18 protein-coding genes are annotated in these 17,711 nt (G+C 53.8%); 12 read left to right on the forward strand and 6 right to left on the reverse strand.

From position 1 onward, the window contains the following. The first annotated feature begins 96 nt into the window (after positions 1 to 96). Positions 97 to 948, forward strand: coding sequence for a hypothetical protein (locus ACFFLD_RS11080; protein ID WP_386040107.1), 852 nt, complete (start codon positions 97 to 99; stop codon positions 946 to 948). Between the two features lie 539 nt (positions 949 to 1,487). Continuing rightward, entirely contained in the window at positions 1,488 to 2,612 is a 1,125-nt protein-coding gene (locus ACFFLD_RS11085; RefSeq protein WP_386040109.1) for a putative sulfate/molybdate transporter, read from the forward strand. An 80-nt stretch (positions 2,613 to 2,692) separates the two neighbouring features. Here the strand turns inward: ACFFLD_RS11085 and ACFFLD_RS11090 are convergent, their stop codons facing one another. Beyond that, on the reverse strand, positions 2,693 to 3,121 hold the full coding sequence (locus tag ACFFLD_RS11090) for a TOBE domain-containing protein (RefSeq protein ID WP_386040111.1): 429 nt from the start codon (positions 3,119 to 3,121) through the stop codon (positions 2,693 to 2,695). Positions 3,122 to 3,428: 307 nt separating this feature from the next. On the opposite strand from ACFFLD_RS11090, the gene ACFFLD_RS11095 reads away from it, so the two are divergent. The 9 genes from ACFFLD_RS11095 to ACFFLD_RS11135 all read left to right on the forward strand — a co-directional run bounded on the left by ACFFLD_RS11095 (position 3,429) and on the right by ACFFLD_RS11135 (position 10,520). Beyond that, positions 3,429 to 4,466: a sodium:calcium antiporter gene (locus ACFFLD_RS11095; protein WP_386040113.1), complete on the forward strand. Its 1,038-nt coding sequence runs from the start codon at positions 3,429 to 3,431 to the stop codon at positions 4,464 to 4,466. Positions 4,467 to 4,496: 30 nt separating this feature from the next. After that, positions 4,497 to 4,901 carry a DUF2784 domain-containing protein gene (locus tag ACFFLD_RS11100; RefSeq protein ID WP_386040115.1) on the forward strand — a complete coding sequence of 135 codons (405 nt, stop codon included), beginning with the start codon at positions 4,497 to 4,499 and terminating at the stop codon, positions 4,899 to 4,901. A gap of 286 nt (positions 4,902 to 5,187) precedes the next feature. Continuing rightward, positions 5,188 to 6,390 (forward strand): GGDEF domain-containing protein, encoded by a 1,203-nt coding sequence (locus ACFFLD_RS11105; protein ID WP_386040117.1) that lies wholly within the window; start codon positions 5,188 to 5,190, stop codon positions 6,388 to 6,390. Between the two features lie 232 nt (positions 6,391 to 6,622). Continuing rightward, positions 6,623 to 6,829 carry a ParD-like family protein gene (locus ACFFLD_RS11110; protein WP_386040119.1) on the forward strand — a complete coding sequence of 69 codons (207 nt, stop codon included), beginning with the start codon at positions 6,623 to 6,625 and terminating at the stop codon, positions 6,827 to 6,829. After that, positions 6,822 to 7,616: a type I methionyl aminopeptidase gene (map, locus tag ACFFLD_RS11115; protein WP_386040121.1), complete on the forward strand. Its 795-nt coding sequence runs from the start codon at positions 6,822 to 6,824 to the stop codon at positions 7,614 to 7,616. Before ACFFLD_RS11110 ends, map begins: the two co-directional genes overlap by 8 nt. Positions 7,617 to 7,640: 24 nt before the next feature. Continuing rightward, the gene (locus ACFFLD_RS11120; RefSeq protein WP_386040123.1) at positions 7,641 to 8,138 is read left to right on the forward strand and encodes an arsinothricin resistance N-acetyltransferase ArsN1 family B; all 498 of its coding nucleotides are present in this window, start codon (positions 7,641 to 7,643) and stop codon (positions 8,136 to 8,138) included. A gap of 55 nt (positions 8,139 to 8,193) precedes the next feature. After that, on the forward strand, positions 8,194 to 9,510 hold the full coding sequence (locus ACFFLD_RS11125; protein ID WP_386040125.1) for a S8 family serine peptidase: 1,317 nt from the start codon (positions 8,194 to 8,196) through the stop codon (positions 9,508 to 9,510). A gap of 84 nt (positions 9,511 to 9,594) precedes the next feature. Further along, positions 9,595 to 9,834, forward strand: coding sequence for a hypothetical protein (locus tag ACFFLD_RS11130; RefSeq protein ID WP_386040127.1), 240 nt, complete (start codon positions 9,595 to 9,597; stop codon positions 9,832 to 9,834). 62 nt (positions 9,835 to 9,896) lie between these two features. Further along, a complete protein-coding gene (locus ACFFLD_RS11135) occupies positions 9,897 to 10,520 on the forward strand; it encodes an NUDIX hydrolase (protein WP_386040129.1) in 624 nt (207 codons plus the stop codon). Between the two features lie 6 nt (positions 10,521 to 10,526). Here the strand turns inward: ACFFLD_RS11135 and ACFFLD_RS11140 are convergent, their stop codons facing one another. From ACFFLD_RS11140 to ACFFLD_RS11155, 4 genes are read right to left on the reverse strand one after another with little or no spacing between them, the layout of a single operon-like run. Beyond that, the gene (locus ACFFLD_RS11140) at positions 10,527 to 11,288 is read right to left on the reverse strand and encodes an alpha/beta hydrolase (protein WP_386040131.1); all 762 of its coding nucleotides are present in this window, start codon (positions 11,286 to 11,288) and stop codon (positions 10,527 to 10,529) included. Between the two features lie 9 nt (positions 11,289 to 11,297). Continuing rightward, positions 11,298 to 12,542, reverse strand: a complete 1,245-nt coding sequence (gene kynU, locus ACFFLD_RS11145) for a kynureninase (protein ID WP_386040133.1) — start codon at positions 12,540 to 12,542, stop codon at positions 11,298 to 11,300. Positions 12,543 to 12,590: 48 nt separating this feature from the next. Then, positions 12,591 to 13,424, reverse strand: coding sequence for a tryptophan 2,3-dioxygenase (gene kynA / locus ACFFLD_RS11150; protein ID WP_386040135.1), 834 nt, complete (start codon positions 13,422 to 13,424; stop codon positions 12,591 to 12,593). Continuing rightward, on the reverse strand, positions 13,405 to 14,859 hold the full coding sequence (locus ACFFLD_RS11155) for a M20 family metallopeptidase (RefSeq protein ID WP_386040137.1): 1,455 nt from the start codon (positions 14,857 to 14,859) through the stop codon (positions 13,405 to 13,407). Before ACFFLD_RS11155 ends, kynA begins: the two co-directional genes overlap by 20 nt. Before the next feature lie 204 nt (positions 14,860 to 15,063). Here ACFFLD_RS11155 and ACFFLD_RS11160 point away from each other — a divergent pair, with 204 nt between their 5' ends. Next, on the forward strand, positions 15,064 to 15,966 hold the full coding sequence (locus ACFFLD_RS11160) for a LysR family transcriptional regulator (protein WP_386040139.1): 903 nt from the start codon (positions 15,064 to 15,066) through the stop codon (positions 15,964 to 15,966). Positions 15,967 to 16,045: 79 nt separating this feature from the next. Here the strand turns inward: ACFFLD_RS11160 and ACFFLD_RS11165 are convergent, their stop codons facing one another. Continuing rightward, entirely contained in the window at positions 16,046 to 17,476 is a 1,431-nt protein-coding gene (locus tag ACFFLD_RS11165) for a YfcC family protein (protein WP_386040141.1), read from the reverse strand. Positions 17,477 to 17,711 lie beyond the last annotated feature (235 nt).

Raw genomic sequence — 17,711 nt, forward strand, 5'->3', positions numbered from 1 at the left:
TTCCTCCATATTATTAACGGGTCAAATGACGAAACGCTGATGACCATTTATCAGCGACTATAGTAGCGACAGCGTTCAAGCGAGAGGATTGCACTAATGACAGGGACTAATAAGACATCATTTTTAGGCGATAACCGGGTAAAGGTGCTGTTGGTTGTAGCGATTATTGCCGTGGTCTGGGCCGTGGTGGCGCAGACCATTGCAAACTCGCGTGAAGATAGCGTGGAAGCACTTGAAGCGAGATTGGCTGAAATGGAACGCGAGCATCAACAGATCCAGGCGCAGATGTCTGACGTTGAAGCCGCGGAGCTGGACTTGGCAACATTGCAGCAACGGATGAGTGCCCTGGAGGTTGAGCACAGCGAAGCTGAGGCGGAGCTTGCCTCAACACGAGCAGAGATTGCCAAGGCTAAAGAAGATTTGACCGCTTTACGGGGCGAGCGTGAAACCCGCGAAGAAGAGATGGAAACCCTCAACGAGCAGATAGACGAAAGGCAGAGCCGCCTTGAGGAGCTCAATGAGACATACGCCGAGTTAGAAAAAGAGAAAGAAGAGGCAGAAGCCGCCCGCGATGCTGCCCAACAGGCTCAACAAGACGCTGAAGAGGCCCGCAACCAGGCTGAATCAGAGCTTGAAGCAATAAATGCTGATATCGAAGAGGCCAATAACCAGCTGGAAGAGGTCAATAGCCAACTTACCCAGGCCAATAATCAACTTGATCAAGCCAATAACCAGCTTGATGAGGCCAATAACCAACTTGATCAGGTCAATAATCAGCTTGCTGAGGTCAATAGCCAGCTTGAGGAAGCCAATAATCAGCTTGATGAAGTCAATAGCCAAATTGAAGCGGTCGTTGAAGAGGTCAGGGCGTTAGAACAAACGCGCGAAGCGCTCACTATTGAAATCACCGCGCTTAGCGTGATGCGCAACGAAGCACAAACGCCTTGATGATTTATAAGCCTTAACGTAGTACTCAATACCGCTAATTTCTCAGCCCAGTGAGCTAGACGACCTCCCGCTATTAAACGGGGAGGTCGTCTACGCATCAATTGCTGTCACCCACATCGCTGCAGCCATTTTTTTTACGCTTTAATGCGGTACTGATATTACCCGCCTGGTTGCCAATGCCCGATGGACGTCTGTTGACAGCTTAAGGCTGGACTATAAGCCGATATAATATAAGCAGGCAGGCATTCTGCAAACTTCCAGCGCAATACCGTTCAATATTCTCTAAAAGTCATTGAGCACTTCTTTCTTTACTAAACCCTGTATTTATTCGTTGTTAGTTAGCATTATGTGGGTCTAAGCATGAATGTATGCAGAGTGCGTAATTTATGCATCTTTATGCATAATAAAACAATGCTAGTGCCAAGGTTAGAGAAAACGAATTTAACGATGCTACCCAATCACTGTACTTACCCTTAAAAAATTCAGTTTTTCTGTTTTGTAGCCTAGCTAAACGTTCGCGAATTACCGGCGGGGTCCTCATGCCTTCCTCTTTACATCGACTATTGAAGGATGCCAGCGGAGCGCTAGGCGATTTAGGGACGCTATTACCCCTTAGCTTAGGAGCGATTGGGGTAGCCGGTTTAGCCCCTGTGCCGGTACTGCTTGGGTTTGCCGCATTCTATCTCGCCACCGGCTTTTATTACCGACTTCCGATACCAGTACAGCCAATGAAAGCGGTGACCGCTGTTTTGTTGACGACTCAGGTGAGCGCCGACAGCCTTGTGGCGAGTGGCGTGATGATCGGCGCTATATTGTTGCTACTGGGCTTAACAGGGTGGGTTAATTGGCTGTCTCGTCTGGTGCCGAGATCGGTATTAAGCGGGCTTCAATTGGGGTTGGGGTTGCTGCTTGCCAGTATGAGTCTTGAGTTGATCGCCACTTCCTTGTCGGTGGGGCTCGTTACATTGGCGATACTGGTCATCATCCTGCGATCACTACCGCACTTACCGGCCGCGTTAATAGGGCTTGGTGCATCAGTCGTCATTGGGGCCATGGTTGGGGCGCCCGATCTGGCGTTAAATAGTGAGCGTGCGTTTACCTTTTCGTGGCCTGAACTGCCCGCTATGAGCGCTTGGCAGCAGGGGTTTTCAATGTTGGTATTGCCTCAATTAGCCCTAACATTGACCAATGCCATATTGCTCACCGCGTTAATGGCAGGCGATTATTTTGGTGAGCAATCTCGCCGTGTTACGCCCGCTCGGCTTTCTCTGAGCTCCGGTCTTGCTAACCTGATAATGGTGCCGTTGGGCGCCTTGCCGATGTGCCATGGCGCAGGTGGTTTAGCGGCTCATTACCGTTTTGGGGCACGTACGGGTCTGGCTCCCATTTTACTGGGGACTGGGTTGGTGCTGATAGCGGTATTGCCGGGTGGGGTGTCGTTGATAGCCGCCATTCCAGCAGCTGGCCTTGGCGCGTTGCTGCTCGTGGCCGCCGCTGAGCTGGCCTTTACCAAGCGCCTGCGAACGGCCAAACCATCTTGTTGGCCCGTTATCGGCGTCACGGCGTTAGTCACTTTCTGGATAGATGCCTTTGTGGGCTTGCTCGCTGGCATGATTGCCGAAGCGGTGCGAGCAGCGTGGGTGCGTCGGCAGCGAATGGCCTAGCGCGAAAAAGCATTACCTGAAGATACTGCCGCCATAAGCTTAGCTAAGTGGCGGCAGGCATACGAGTCATTCAAAAGGGGTTAGGCAGGCACAGCCAAAATGATATGTGATGCCTTGATAACGGCTGAAGCTTTAACGCCAGGTTTTAAACCTAGTTCTTCAACGGCGTCGCGGGTAACGATAGAGCAAACGCGGCTACCGCCTTCGAGTTCGAGCACTACCTCGGCATTGACTGCGCCATCGCTAACGCTAATGACGTTACCCTTTAAGCAGTTACGCGCCGAGAGCCGTACATCTTCCGCTTCGGTCATTAACATTACCCATGGCGCCTTGATTAACGCAATGGCTTCTTTTCCTGCAGCCAAGTTCAGGTTTTGAACACTTTCGCAGGTCACTACCGCCACCAATTGTTCGCCACCCGGTAGCTCCATGGTGACTTCAGAATTGACCGCTCCTTCATTCACGGCGAGTACTGTGCCTTTCAAAACAGTGCGTGCACTAACTTTCATGGGGTATTCCTTGACGTGTGGTTATTCATGGATTCAAGCATTAAGCGCAGCGTAAATGAAGGGCATAAACAAACCAAGCCGTAACGCTTTGCGCTAGGTTTTGTCTGAAAAGTCGGCGAGCGAAGATCAGACAAGGCAAAAATTGGCGAAAAGACGGAGTTTACAGGTTGTAAATGAGTACTTTGAGCCGATTTTTAACGCCGTATGATCGAGCACAGCCAGTTTTCAGAAAGAGCCTAACACTCTTTCTCTCTGCTTTAAGGGCACTACACTGTAGCATTCGATTCTATGCTTACGGTGGATGTTTATGCCTGAGGTTCTGTTCTGGGCGCTGGTAGCAGTGGGGGCAACGGGGGTTGTGTGGCGTGGTAGTGGCCTACTGGAGAGTTCCAGCGAGCGGCTGGCGGCTTATTATCGGCTGCCGGATATTGTTCAGGGGGCGATTGTGGCCGCGGTGGGGTCAAGCTTTCCCGAGCTTTCCACCACGGTGATATCGACTCTGGTACACGGCGAGTTCGAGCTTGGGGTGGCCGCTATTGTGGGTTCTGCGCTATTCAATATATTGGTGATTCCGGCATTGGCGGGGTTGGTAAGTCGCGAGCCGCTTCAAGCCAACCGAGACCTGGTCTATAAAGAAGCGCAGTTTTATATGATAGCGGTGGCGGTGCTGACGCTTACCTTTTCCTTTGCGGTTATATATCAGCCCCTGCCCAGCAGCACCGAGGGTGTTATTCGTGGCGAGATGACGCGCTCGTTGGCCTTACTGCCAGTGGCGCTTTATGGGCTTTATCTGTTCGTCCAGTATCAGGACAGCCTTGATCATAAAACAGACAAAGACGTTCGCGATATCCGCCCAGGCCGCGAGTGGGGGCTTCTGGCGATCTCGCTGGTAGTGATTGTGATTGGTGTGGAAGGACTGGTGCGGGCTGCTATCAACTTCGGCACCATTTTCGGCACGCCGAGCTTTCTGTGGGGCATTACCGTGGTCGCCGCAGGCACCTCGATTCCTGATGCTTTTGTATCTATCCGTGCCGCTCGCAATGGCCGCGGTATCGTCAGTATCGCGAATGTGCTGGGCAGCAATACCTTCGATCTTTTAGTGTGCATTCCCGCTGGCGTACTGATAGCCGGTACTGCCGTTATTAATTACTCTATCACGGCCCCCATGATGGCGGTGCTCACGGCAGCGACAGTAGTGCTTTTTTTGATGATGCGCACACATATGATCTTGTCTCGGCGGGAGAGCGTCGCGCTGCTGCTAATTTACGCCTCGTTTATTGTCTGGATTGGGGCGGAGTCGTTCGGCATGGTGGACTGGGTGCCTCATCTACCACCGGAACCGTAAGAACATGCTTTAACATGAATGCGACATACCATGAGTGACGTCATTCTACTCTTGCTCGCCGATACTATTTTGGTCATTCACGTGTTGTTTGTGGCCTTTGTGGTCATCGGCCTGTTTGCCATCTACCTGGGTTATTGGCTCAACTGGCGATGGGTGTATAACCGAACGTTTCGCATTATTCACTTATGTGCCATTGGCTATGTGGTGGTGCAGGCGTGGCTGGGGGTGGTCTGCCCGCTGACCACCTGGGAAATGGCGCTGCGGGCTGAGGCAGGCACTGCCACCTATGCTGGTTCGTTTATTCAGCACTGGCTGCATCGGGCGCTGTATTTCACGTTCCCAGCGTGGGTATTCATGGTGGTGTATACGCTATTCGGTGGCTTGGTGTTAGCCAGTTGGTGGCTAGTGCGACCTAATAAGCGCGTTTACCAATAGTCGTTCTTCTCCTTAAATGAAAAGACATGAGAACATAAAAGAACTCGGATATCGTATTGCTGCAAATCGACTGTAAAAAAAGAGACGTAGATTAAGCGCTTATCCTAAAACAGTAAGTGATAATGATAATAGGTTCTGCTTTGCATACAGGGTAATGCCTGAATAATAAACGATAAAAAATGTGGCGATTTTTTCAATAGGACTATCGACAGCCAATGTGCCGCAAGGGTGCGTTGCTGGCTGAGAGACTTCACAAGAGTCGCCGTTTTAAAGGGAGTGCGGGACTTTGTCATCGCTAAAAACGCAATACCCAGTGCATTGGCTGACCGGACAGCTTTGTGAAGATAGTAGAGAAACCATGTATCGCCAGTCCATCAAGACGAGGATACGGTTAGAAACCTGCGTTTCTTTGATTGTCTCGTCCTTAATCTTCGGCATGTTTGCTATCGCGGATTATTACCTTCTTGGCTTGAGCCGCGAGTACTATCTACTGCTGACCATGCGTATTGTCGTGGTGAGTCTATGCCTTTTGCTAGCTGTCATTATCTGGCGGTGGGGCAGCTATTCGCGACGAGTTTGGCTACACGCGTTACCCCTTTGGATATTGGCCACAGGCATAATCCTGATTGTTCCTTTGCGCCCCGAGAGCCTCTCTACCCAGGTCACCGCGGTGGCAGTGGCGACCATGGCGTTTTATCTCCTGATCCCTAATTTACTGACGGTGGTAACGGTTGCCAGCCTCTATCTGAGTATTGGCTTTGTGGGCTCAGCGATAGCGTTTGCTGAGGTAGAGCCAATGGTCATGCTGCGTATCGCGCTATTGTTGATTATGACCAATGCCGTTGGCTTTTTTGCGTTATTAAGGTTAGAGAGCCTACAGCGACATCAGTTTATGTTGCTTCACGAAGAGCGTGTTCATAATCAACAGCTTGTAGCTGAAATAGCCCATCGTAAATCACTGGAATTAAAGTTGCGCATGATCGCTGAGCGAGATGCGCTGACAGGGCTCAACACGCGCGGACACTTTATGACGCGAGCCCAAGAACTCTTACAGCAGTCGATTGTTAACAAGACGCCTTTCAGCGTTTTTATGGTCGATGTAGACCATTTTAAGAGTATCAACGATACATGGGGGCATAGCCGCGGAGATGAGGTACTGACCAGGATTGCGCAGGTATGCGCGCACTCTCTGCGTCCCACTGATGTTATTGGGCGTTTCGGTGGTGAAGAGTTCATGGTCGCTTTACCAGACACCACCGCAGACGACGCTTATGTGGTGGCAGAGCGCTTAAAGAAGCGAGTCGCCGAACTGCCGTTATCCGATGATATGAGCCAGCTATGCCTGAGCGTCACGATTGGTATTGCCGTAGCGCATACCGAAGAAACCGAGCTTGAATCCTTGCTCACCCAAGCAGACCAGGCGCTGTACGAAGGCAAGCGCGATGGCAGAAACCAGGTAGTGATGAGTCAAGTGGAGGCAGAAGAGTAGTCATAGAGGTTAACGTCCTTCCCTAAACTAACCCAAAAGCCAGTACCACAACACCGTACGAACGTGTGCGGGGTAGGCTAATCACGATGCATTTCCCATGATTTAAGTTGCCGAGAGTGGCTAGCGGTGACTTGCTTATTTTCTCTGCCAATACAAATTAACGTGTTGCTTAACATACCCTAATATATATATCGTATACGCTATGTATTCATTTTATATATTAGGTGGTGTGATGGGTATCGTGAAAATCGGTGATCAACTGCACGAAGATATTCGCAAGGCAAGCTCTGTGATGGTGCGATCTATCAATGCGCAGGCGGAGTATTGGATCAAGGTAGGCATGTTGGCGGAGGCAAATCCGATCATGACCTTTTCTGAGATTATGAGCGAGCAAATGAAGCAAGCCGACGTTGACGTCAGGAAGGTGATCGGTGGCTAAGGTAACGCTAAAAAGTGCCGAGGAAGTAAGCGTAATGCGCGAAGCGGGGCGGCTACTCGCATCAGTGTTTAGCTATCTTGATACGCTGATTGGGCCGGGTACTACCACCATGCAGATCAACGATTGGACCGAGCGCTATATCGTGGATGAGTTAAAGGCTCGTCCGGCCAGTAAAGGCCAATACGATTATCAGTATGTGCTGAACGCCTCCGTTAATCATGTGGTGTGCCATGGCGTTCCCTCGGACAAGCAAACGCTAAAGTCAGGCGATATCGTCAATGTCGACATTACGCTGGAGAAAGATGGCTTTATTGCTGATTCCAGCAAGATGTACCTGATAGGCGAGGTTAACCCCTTTGCCAAACGGCTGGTCGATAAAACCTATGAGGCACTGTGGCAAGGCATACAGGCGGTCAAGCCTGGCGCAACGCTCGGCGATGTAGGTAATGCCATTCAGCATCATGCTGAGTCGAACGGCTATTCTGTGGTGCGTGAATATTGTGGCCACGGTATTGGTCGGGAAATGCATGAAGAGCCCCAGGTGCTGCATTATGGTAAGAAGGGCAGTGGCCTGAGGTTAAAAGAAGGCATGGTATTCACCATCGAGCCCATGATTAATCAGGGCAAGGCCAAAATCAAAACCAAGCGAGATGGTTGGACGGTGGTAACGAGTGACAAGAAATTGTCGGCACAGTGGGAGCATACGGTGGCGGTTACCGCTAACGGTGTTGAGGTACTAACGCTCCGCGATGAAGAGCAACTTCCGCTCGCTCTTGATGCGAATTAAATGGATGCCTTTAAGGATTAATCGATGATTAGAACCGCCGACAAGAGTGATGCCGATAACATTGCCGATATTTATAACTATTACATCGAAAATAGCGTTATTTCATTTGAAGAAAAGACTGTGTCGGGTGCCGACATGCGGCGTCGAATCGAGTCTGTTCAAGAGTCAGGCCTACCGTGGGTCGTGGCGGTGGAAGATGACGTGGTGGTGGGTTACGCCTACGCTACTAAATGGAAAGAGCGCAGCGCGTATCGATTTTCAGTCGAAGCCAGCGTTTATCTTTCCTACCAAAAGCTGGGCAGGGGCCTTGGGGTACGTTTGTACGAGACGATCTTTACCAGCCTTCAGGCAGCCGGGGTGCATACCGTCATTGGGGGTATAGCGCTTCCCAACCCTGCCAGCGTGGCGTTGCATGAGAAAATGGGCATGACAAAAGTCGCCCATTTTGAAAAGGTGGGGTTCAAGTTTCAGCAGTGGCATGATGTTGGCTATTGGCAACGACATTTGACCACTGAGGTGTAACGCCATCTTTAGCGCATGACGCCAACTTTAGTGAGCCTAATAAGAGGGATCTTCAATGGCAACAACATCTAACGGTAGCGGCGGCGGTAATTCTTCTGGTCAAGGCGGGTCACGCAACTCGGTATCGTGCGGGGCTGAACAGCTCTTAATGGCGGCGTTGGAGCGAGGTAGCCAGTGTCTGGAAACAGGGCGCTTTCTGATCAGCTACCGGCAAGGCATGGTAGAGGAAGGGATCAAGACCTTGAAAGATTGCCAATTCCGGGTGGCGGATGCGCGCGACTTCGCGGGCCAAGCGGTTAATCTGGAAGATGCCGGGGATGCTGAAGCGATGGTGTTTCCAGAGCTGGGGGTTGCGCTTGTAGGGGGCGACGCGCTAGAACAGCATGGCATGAGTATTGCCGATGATATCTTTAAACAAAGCCCGATAGAGATCATCGAACCCGAATATTTTGCCTTTGCGGGGAACTCCGAGTATCTACGCGGGTTTTTGCGCGCCGCGAGCACTATCGCGGAGGATCTTGGCGCGCACCGCGGGATCGATGAAACCGAAGAGGAAAACGAGGCGATTGTACGCGGTGTCACCTGGGGGCTGGCGCGTTGCAGGGTGCCGCAAAGCCGCTGGAGTGGAGCCGGTATCAAGGTGGCCGTGCTGGATTCGGGGATGGACCTTGGGCATCCGGATTTTGCTGGTAGAGCGTTTGAAAGCCGCTCGTTTGTGGGCCAACCGGTTCAGGATCTCAACGGTCATGGCACCCATTGTATCGGCACGGCCTGTGGTCCCAGAGCGGCGTCCAGCAGCATACCGGGTTATGGGGTGGCGTATGAGGCCCAGGTGTTCGTCGGTAAGGTGCTTACCAACTCCGGAAGCAGTACCGGAGCGAGCGTGTTGGCGGGCTTGAACTGGGCGATAGCCAATCGCTGCGAAGTGATATCCATGTCGCTGGGTAGTCAGAGTCCCATGCAGGCAGCTTATACCAACGCCGGCGCCGCCGCGCTCCGCAATGGGTGTTTGGTCATTGCTGCCGCGGGTAATGAAGCGTTGAGCACCGGGGCACCTGCCAATTCACCCACTATCATGTCGGTTGCCTCGCTTGACCCTACCTTGAGGCCTTCGAGCTTCTCCAATTATGGCAAGGTTGAAATTGCGGCGCCTGGGCGCGATGTCTTTTCGTCCTGGCCGAGGCCGATTAATTATAGAGCGATTAGCGGAACCAGCATGGCAGCGCCGCACGTGGCGGGCTGTGCTGCGCTTTGGGCGCAGTCAGATGCATCGCTCAGAGGCATGAACCTTTGGCGGCGTCTGTTGGAATCCGCGCAGGGGCTGCCTCTGCCTGAAGCCCGTGTAGGTGCGGGGCTGGTACAGGCGCCCTAACGAGACATGCGCCCTAACAAGTAATATTTTCAAACAGTGCGGGGCGTCCCAGGTCGCCCCGCCGAAAAGCGTGTGGAGAGCACCATGCCCAAGGTTGAACTTTGGATTGTCACCATCTCGAGCGAGCATTCTATCAACGAGATTGCCCCGCGTCTGCGTGATGAGGGCCTGACGATTCGCGATTTGATGGAGGAGATTGGCTGCATTACCGGCGAGGCTGATAACGACGCAGTGGAGCGGATTCGTTGCCTTGAGGGCGTCATTGATATCGCACCTGATACGCCCATGGGAATTGGCCCGCCAGGTGCGAATGAAACCTGGTAACGCTCTCGGCCAAGAATACACTTTTTGACCTGTTTACCTAGCGGCACACAAGGATGAAGGCTATGACCCACGATTGGCTTACCTTTGCCAAATCGCTTCGCTCCATTGCTCAAACGGGGCAGACCTACACCACCAACAAGTACGAGATGGAGCGCTATCGCCAGCTTGAGGTGCTGACCAACCAGATGTTTGCGGTGTTGGGAGATGTTCCCATCGAGAAGATCGAGAACCTGATCATTCCCGACAAAGGCTACGCCACGCCCAAGGTGGACGTGCGTGGGGCAGTGTTCGACGAGCAGGGCCGCGTACTGCTGGTGCACGAGATCAAGGATGGCCTGTGGACGCTGCCCGGCGGCTGGGCGGATGTCAACGAAGGCCCGAGCGAGGGCGTGCTGAAGGAGATTTTCGAGGAGTCCGGCCACCGTGCCAGCCATCCACGCCTGGCCATGCTGAAGGATCGCAGCCTGCATCCCTACGCCTACTACTCGCCGGATCATATCTACAAACTCTTCTACGTTTGCACCCATGAAGGCGGTTCATTCGTTGCCAATAATGAAACCGATGCCGCCGATTTCTTCGCGCTGGATGACCTGCCGCCCTTATCCGAGGGACGAACGCTGCCTGTCGATATTCACCAGTGCTGGGCGTTCGTTGAGTCCGGTGCGGAAAGCATCTACAGCGATTGATGCGCCTTAAATCTGTTCCAGTACGTCAAAATGATCGCAGGCCGGTATATCCCTCAGCTCGGCGGGTACATCGGCCGCAAGCAGCGCCTTCACAAATTCATGCCCCTGCTGTCGAAAGGCTGCTGGGTCGTTTTCGGCAATCACTACCTGGCAGGGCGGCAGTTGGTCAAGGGTCGCAAATTGGGGGCTCAGGGCGTGCGCCTGGGCGTGGCTGAGGCCTAATGGCTCATTAACGTAGGTATCCACCAGTGGCGTCAGGTCATAAACGCCGCTGACCAACACCATTTTATCAATCGGTACTTTACCGTTAACGGCTACCCAGTAAGCCAGTTGGGCGCCCGCGCTATGGCCGCCTAGCTGTATTGACCATACGCCGCCGCTATCGGTAAGCGCGTGGTAAGCAGCCTCAAGTCCCTGAATGCACTGATCCACCATCGTCTCGATGGACGTATGCGGCGCCAAACCGTAGCCTAGGGAAGCAAAGGCCATGCCGCGCGATAGGTAGTGCTCGGCCATAAAGTCGGTGGCCGTGTTATCCAGCTCCTGCCAATAGCCACCGTGGATAAACGCCATCAGTGGAAATGGGCCGCTACCTTTGGGAATAAACAGGTTGAAACAAGCCAGGGGGTCATCGCTGACGTTCACCGTGATCGGCCGATGGTGTGCCACCTGTTCGCGCCCAGCGATGGCCTGGCGGGTGAGGGTGGCTTCAAAATCCCGAGCAAATTGGCTCGGGGAGTAAGCGATATCCTGGCTTGTTTTGCTCATGACAACTCCTTAGGTAACGGCGCCACGTACATGAAACTGGGGGTTCTGATACTCGACGCTTTCCACCACCTCGCGAAAATGCCTGGCAGCCTGCCAAACGTCCTCGTAACTCAGGTAGAGCGGGGTAAAGCCAAAGCGCATCAGGCCCGGTTCGCGGTAATCGCCAATCACGCCACGGGCAATCAGTGCCTGAACAATGGCGTAGCCGTGCTCACTATCAATCAGCGATACCTGGCTTCCGCGCTCGTCGTCCTCGGGCGTGATGTCTTCAATGCCGTGCGTTTGAAACAGATCGCCGAGACACTCTCGAAACAGGTTGCTCAAGGCCAGGCTCTTATCACGCAGTGCCTGCATATCCACCTCGGCCCACAGGGTAAGCGAAGCTTCAAGGGCCGCGTAGGCAAGCGCTGAGTGAGTGCCGGTACGAAAGCGGGAAATATCGTCGGCGGGGGCGTAGTCAGCATCAAATGCAAAGGGTGAGCGATGGCCGTGCCAGCCCGAAAGCGGCTGCCAGCCACCGTTCTGAACGCTTTCATGAACATATAAAAATGCTGGCGCGCCGGGGCCGCCGTTCAGGTACTTGTAGGTGCAGCCAACCGCGAAGCGTGCCCCGGTGCCGTTAAGGTCGATAGGCAGTGCGCCTGCCGAGTGAGCGAGATCCCAGATGACCTCCGCACCATGCTCGTGAACAAGCTGCGTGGTGGCGGCCATGTCGCGAAGTTTGCCGGTGCGGTAGTTCACCTGGCTAAGTACCACGACTGCCACCCCGTCGAGATAGTCGGCAAGGCTTGCGCCTTCCGGCAGGAAACGGTGATCAGAACCGCTTACCTGGCAAAACCCCTGGGCGATGTAGCCGTCGGTTGGAAAGTTGCCGCCCTCTGAAAGCACCGCCTTGCGGCCAGCTGGGCACTGTTGAACGATATACCCCAACAGCTTGAAGATATTGAGCGTGATATTGTCGGTCACGCTGACTTCAGTGTGGCTGGCGCCAATGACCGGGGCCAGCAGGTTGCCCAGGCGCTCGGGGGAGTCGAACCAGCCCTGGTTCCAACCCTTGATCAGCTCGTCGCGCCACTGATCCAGCGTGTCATCCACGGCCTTTTTGGCTGCTACCGGCTGTGCACCCAGGGAGTTGCCATCCAGGTAAAGCACGCCTTCTGGCAGTGTGAAATGCGCTTTGAAGCGGGCCAGGGGGTCTTGCTGGTCGCGCTCTTTAACGCTTTGAAGGGTGACACCGTTCAGGCGTTGGCTCATATCATTCTCCATAAAATCGTATGCCATCACTTTGAATGCCCACAGGCGTTAAATGGTGGTTCTCACGCTCCACAGTTCCGGGAAGAACTGCAGATCAAGCGCCTTGACCAGATAGTTGACGCCCGCCGTGCCCCCGGTGCCGCGCCGGTAGCCGATAATACGCTCCACTGTTTTCATATGGTTAAACCGCCAGCGCTGGAAGTTGAACTCCACATCGACCAGCTTCTCGGCAAGCTCGTAAAGGTCCCAGTATTTCTCGCTGTTGCGATAAATCTCGGTCCAGACAGCTTCCACTTCAGGGCTTGCGGCATAGGGAATACTCCAGTCGCGTTCGATTTTATCGTGCGGGATGGCAAACCCGCGGCGAGCCAGCAGCTTGAGCACAATATCGTAAAGGCTCGGCGCGTTGAGAGCTTCCTGGAGTTTTTGGTAGTGCTTGGGCTTGGAGCGGTGCGCCTCGATCAGTTTGGCGTTCTTGTTGCCCAGCAGAAACTCGATTTCACGATACTGATAAGACTGAAACCCGGAGCTTTGGCCCAGGCTGTCGCGAAAACTGGCGTAATCCGCCGGGGTCATGGTGACCAGCACTTCCCAGGCCTTGATCAACTGCTCTTGAATACGCGAAACCCGGCTGAGCATCTTGAACGCCGGTGACAGGTTGTCTTCATTGATATGCGCTGCTGCCCCGTGTGCCTCATGCAGACAGAGCTTGATCCATAGCTCGGATACCTGATGAATCACGATAAACAGCAGTTCGTCGTGTTCGTCTGATGCCGGATTCTGGCAGGCCAGCAAAGGCTCAAGATCCAGATACTGACCGTAGCTGATGTCCTGGTCCCAGTGGATGGCTTCGTTGTCAGTGCTATTGTTGGGCGTCTGCATGGCTCACCTGCCTTGTTGTTGAGTGCTTGTTTATAAGTGCGCGCGCGTCAGGTTCGCCTAAATCCCAAAATACCCCAGCGGCCATTTTTAATCCCTGCGCCGCAATGCTTTCAAGCAGGTGTTCGTTGGGAGCGTGCTGATTGCAGGAAGGGTAGGAGTGGGGCAGCCAGACCGTGGGCAGGCCAAGCGCGTCAGAAAAGCAGTGGTTGGGAATAGTGCCGCCCAGGTTGGGCAGGATATACGCGGGTTCTCCCAGGCTTTTCTGCGCTGAAGCCGTGACAAAACCAACCCAGGGGTGGCTGGGATCCAGCCTTGTGGCGGCGTAGCCACCCAGCATTTCAAGCTCGATATCTTCAAAGCCATGGGCATCAAGGTGCGCTCGCAGGTTCGCTTCCACCGTCTGCCAATCGGTACCTTTGACAAATCGTAGCTGTAGAACCGCCTCAGCGCTTTCAGGAATCGCAGCAACCGGTTTGTCTGTGCTGCCCGCGCTCATGCCCAGAATTTCGAGTGTGTTTGAGCCATAAAGGCGCTCGCCGTTGGACAGCGTCTTTTCGCCCCACTCTTTATTGATCGCCGGGTCAGAACTTCCACCGCCCACCGGCAGGTCGCGAATCAACTGCGAGACCGCTTCGGTAATGGCCGGAGCCTTGAGAAAATCGACCATGATTTTACCCTCGGCCGACAGTAGCGTGGCGATCGCGTTACTCAGCACCACAGCGGGATTGGTGATGACGCCGCCCCAGTTGCCGGAGTGACGACCGCCGTTGCCGGTATTAAGGGAAAGTTTAAGCTGGACCACCCCGCGCGAGCCAAGAAACAGCGTGGGCATGTCGTGGCGAATGCGCGGGCCGTCTGAGGCGAGAAACAGGTCGGCTTCAAGCGCTTCCTGATAGGCCAGGCAGGTGTCTTCCAGCCCCGGCGAGCCAATTTCCTCGCCCATCTCGAACAGCATCTTGATGTTGTAACCAAGCTTGCCTTCGCGCGCCTTTATCACGGCTTCAAGCGCTGCGAGATTCACGCTGTGCTGACCCTTGTTATCCGCCGTGCCGCGCCCGTAAACATGGCCGTCGATAAACGTCAGCGCCCACGGGTCAATGCCATCGGCCCAGGTCTCTTCCTGTCCATCAGTCACGTCACCATGGCCATACAGCAACAGTGTTAAATAGGTCGGGTCTTCGACGCGCTGGCCAATCAATAGCGGCGGCCGCCCGGGCTGTGGGTTGTCGATTATCTGGCAGCTAAACCCTAGCTTATTCAGTAACGGCGAGATTTCCTGGGTCAGGTAGTCGTGCAGAAGGCTGCTGCGGGCTGGGTCCTGGCTCACTGTTTTCATCGCCACCCGGTGCGCGAGTGTGTCGTAAAAGCTGCCGTCGGCAAGTGTGTCAACGGCCAGCTGAAGGGCAAGTTCGCGCCCTGAAAGTGATGAGTTCATGAAACTGCCCTTATCGTTGTCATCGCAGGAAAAGGTGTACCAATAAAAAAAGTAACTAAGTAAATGTCATCTCAATAGCGTAAAGCTTGCCGAGCTTTGCAACCATCATTAATATCTCAACTATTCTTTCTAATTATTGGAAGCCATGTTTAGCGACTCAACCTGCGGTAACGCCTGCTGGTTGCGGATGCACCGGGAGGCCAGATGCAGGAACTTAACTTGCGCTATTTTCACAGTGTGGCAAAAACCGGCTCACTTTCCGCCGCTGCAGAGGAACTGCACGTTGCCGTCTCGGCGGTAAGTCGCCAGATTGCCAATTTGGAACAGCGTTTGGGCATGACGCTATTCGAACGGCAACCTCGCGGTATGCAGCTAACCGAGGCGGGCAGACTGCTGCAGGCCTATGCACTGCGTAACCAGCTGGAGGTCGAAAGTGTCATCACTCAGATGCAGGAGGTCACAGCCCGCCAACAACGCAAAATTACCGTGGCCTGTCCAGATGGTATGGCCTGGTACTTTCTCCCCAGTGTGATCTCGGGCTTTGTCAGCCAATACCCGGATACCCGTTTTGATCTACAGGTGGTGGATTCAGCGCGCGCCTCGGCACTGGTCAAAGAGGGGAGTGTTGACATTGCCCTGACCTTTAGCCTTTCGCCGGATATCGGCGTCAAGGTGGTGTCAAGCCATAGCGCGGCCATTAGCGCACTGATGTCCCAGCACCATCCACTGGCAGGTAAGGCAGATCTTCATGTAACGGATTTAAGCCCTTATCCACTTTCCATGTCGTTAAACGGCTCGACCATGCGCTATTTATTTGATGTGGCGTGCAGCCTTTCAGGCATCAAGGTGCATCCCCTTTTTTCCTGCGACTCATTGGGCGCCACTTACACCATGGTATGTGAGCACCCGAACATGATTGGCCTTTGCAGCGCGGTGGCGGTCAGCGGCAAGACGCACCGCGAAGGCTTGGTGTTGAAGCCGCTGCAGGAGCCGCAGCTAGCGCTACGCAGCCTTCAGGTGCAGGTCATGGCAGAGCGCTATATGCCGACGCATATCGACGCTTTTCTGAATTTCCTTGAACAGAGGCTTGAGTCGGCCTGTCGATAGTACTCGGCATTAGTACTGTGCGTTAGTACTAGGCATTAGTGCCATGCATTAGTACATGCAGCTTTGTCAGTGATGAACGCTAGAAGGGGCCGTAGTTGATGCCCACGGCCACCGCTACGAACACGCCGCCGGTCACTATCCACATCGCTACCAGCGGTAGGGCAAACTTGAACCACTCCACGTAAGAGATACGCGCGATAGCCAGGCAGGCCATCAGCGTGCCGGAAAGCGGTGTAATGATATTGGTGACTGCATCACCCAGCTTGAAGGTGATAAACGTCGACTGGCGGGTGACTTCAAGCATATCGCCAATGGGCACCATGATCGGCATGACGATCGCCGCCTGGCCGGTGCCGGAGGTAATCAGGCCGTTAAAGACCAGGTTGAACAGATACAGAAGCTCCATGGCGACAATCTTGCCGTGCCCATCGAGTGAGCTGGCCACGCTGTGCACCAAGGTGTCGATGAGCTGGGCCTGTTTCAACAGCACGATAACCGCTGCCGCCACGCCTATCACCAGGGCGCCGTACATGACTTCGCCCGCGCCGTTCATCAAGCGTTTGATAAAGGCATTGGGCGAAATGCGACCGATGATCGCCGTCGCCACCCCCATCATGATAAACGTGGCGGAAAGCTGAGGAATGCCCCAATCCCGGTTGAAGGCGCCATACAGGAAAAAGCCAATCGACAGCGCAAACAGCGCCAAAACGAGCTTATGGGTGAGGATGAAGGGCGCCTGGGTATCTGGCTGATCGCCGTTGATGGCACTGTCAAATGCCTCGGCCCCCATGACGCTCAACGTAGGGTCTTGCTTGATACGCCTGGCGTAGCGACATATATAGGCGGCGGTAATCGCCAAGAAGACCACAAAAATCACCCCGCGAAACATAAAGCCTGAAAACAGCGGAAGCTCGGCAATGGTCTGCCCGGTGACCGTCACGGTAGGGTCAAACACTCCAGCGCCAAAGCCTGCATAAGAGCCTAGAAAGATAATGGCGACCCCCACAATGGGGTCAAGCTTCATGGAGCGGGCCAGAAACAACCCGATAGGAATAAAGGCAATCGCCAGGTTGGCGCCGACACCAACAGAGGCAAGCGTTGCAAAGGTGGCGCAGAAGATAAAGATAAGCACGCTCTGGCGACCTTTCGCCAGATTGAGCAGGCGGTAAATGCCTGCACTGATCGCACCGGTAGACTCAATGACCTTCAATACGCCGCCAACGATCATGATAAGAAAGATCAGCGTGGACGCCGCCACCAGCCCGTTATGAATGGCGGTGAACAGGTCCATGGCGTTAAGTGGGTCAGCTTCGATATAGCGAAAGCTGTCGGTGGCGACTTGGGTCAGGCCGTTGGAGGTACTTCGGTCATAGGTGCCGGCAGGAATGAAATAGGAGGCCAGCAACACCAGAATCATGAAGCCGAACAGGATGATAAACACATCGGGCATCGGCATTTTTTTCTTTGGCCGCGCAGCGCTTGCCTCGCCTGGGGTGGTCTTGAGGGGCATAGGAGCCTCCACTTTAAGAGGATTGTCGTTTTAATGGTTAACGCTTGTGTAGAGAGGCGTACTCAGGGCAAAGCGTGAGCGGCAATATGACCAGCTAAATGGGTAATTAGCGAGTGTTGCCATTGTATTTGCCGGTGTCTTTATCACTGTATCGTTGTTTGAAAATCAAGCTATCAAGTAAGCCTTATACGGACAATTGTAAATAAATCAAACCTGCTTTCTATTTTTAGCAAGC

Source organism: Vreelandella sulfidaeris (genome assembly GCF_042429665.1).
Lineage (GTDB): Bacteria > Pseudomonadota > Gammaproteobacteria > Pseudomonadales > Halomonadaceae > Vreelandella.

Excerpts from the sequence above, each read along its gene's own strand:
- ACFFLD_RS11080 (WP_386040107.1), top strand. The coding sequence starts at position 97 with ATGACAGGGACTAATAAGACATCATTTTTAGGCGATAACCGGGTAAAG.
- ACFFLD_RS11085 (WP_386040109.1), top strand. The coding sequence starts at position 1,488 with ATGCCTTCCTCTTTACATCGACTATTGAAGGATGCCAGCGGAGCGCTA.
- ACFFLD_RS11090 (WP_386040111.1), bottom strand. The coding sequence starts at position 3,121 with ATGAAAGTTAGTGCACGCACTGTTTTGAAAGGCACAGTACTCGCCGTG.
- ACFFLD_RS11095 (WP_386040113.1), top strand. The coding sequence starts at position 3,429 with ATGCCTGAGGTTCTGTTCTGGGCGCTGGTAGCAGTGGGGGCAACGGGG.
- ACFFLD_RS11100 (WP_386040115.1), top strand. The coding sequence starts at position 4,497 with ATGAGTGACGTCATTCTACTCTTGCTCGCCGATACTATTTTGGTCATT.
- ACFFLD_RS11110 (WP_386040119.1), top strand. The coding sequence starts at position 6,623 with ATGGGTATCGTGAAAATCGGTGATCAACTGCACGAAGATATTCGCAAG.
- ACFFLD_RS11120 (WP_386040123.1), top strand. The coding sequence starts at position 7,641 with ATGATTAGAACCGCCGACAAGAGTGATGCCGATAACATTGCCGATATT.
- ACFFLD_RS11125 (WP_386040125.1), top strand. The coding sequence starts at position 8,194 with ATGGCAACAACATCTAACGGTAGCGGCGGCGGTAATTCTTCTGGTCAA.
- ACFFLD_RS11130 (WP_386040127.1), top strand. The coding sequence starts at position 9,595 with ATGCCCAAGGTTGAACTTTGGATTGTCACCATCTCGAGCGAGCATTCT.
- ACFFLD_RS11135 (WP_386040129.1), top strand. The coding sequence starts at position 9,897 with ATGACCCACGATTGGCTTACCTTTGCCAAATCGCTTCGCTCCATTGCT.
- ACFFLD_RS11140 (WP_386040131.1), bottom strand. The coding sequence starts at position 11,288 with ATGAGCAAAACAAGCCAGGATATCGCTTACTCCCCGAGCCAATTTGCT.
- kynU (WP_386040133.1), bottom strand. The coding sequence starts at position 12,542 with ATGAGCCAACGCCTGAACGGTGTCACCCTTCAAAGCGTTAAAGAGCGC.
- kynA (WP_386040135.1), bottom strand. The coding sequence starts at position 13,424 with ATGCAGACGCCCAACAATAGCACTGACAACGAAGCCATCCACTGGGAC.
- ACFFLD_RS11155 (WP_386040137.1), bottom strand. The coding sequence starts at position 14,859 with ATGAACTCATCACTTTCAGGGCGCGAACTTGCCCTTCAGCTGGCCGTT.
- ACFFLD_RS11160 (WP_386040139.1), top strand. The coding sequence starts at position 15,064 with ATGCAGGAACTTAACTTGCGCTATTTTCACAGTGTGGCAAAAACCGGC.
- ACFFLD_RS11165 (WP_386040141.1), bottom strand. The coding sequence starts at position 17,476 with ATGCCCCTCAAGACCACCCCAGGCGAGGCAAGCGCTGCGCGGCCAAAG.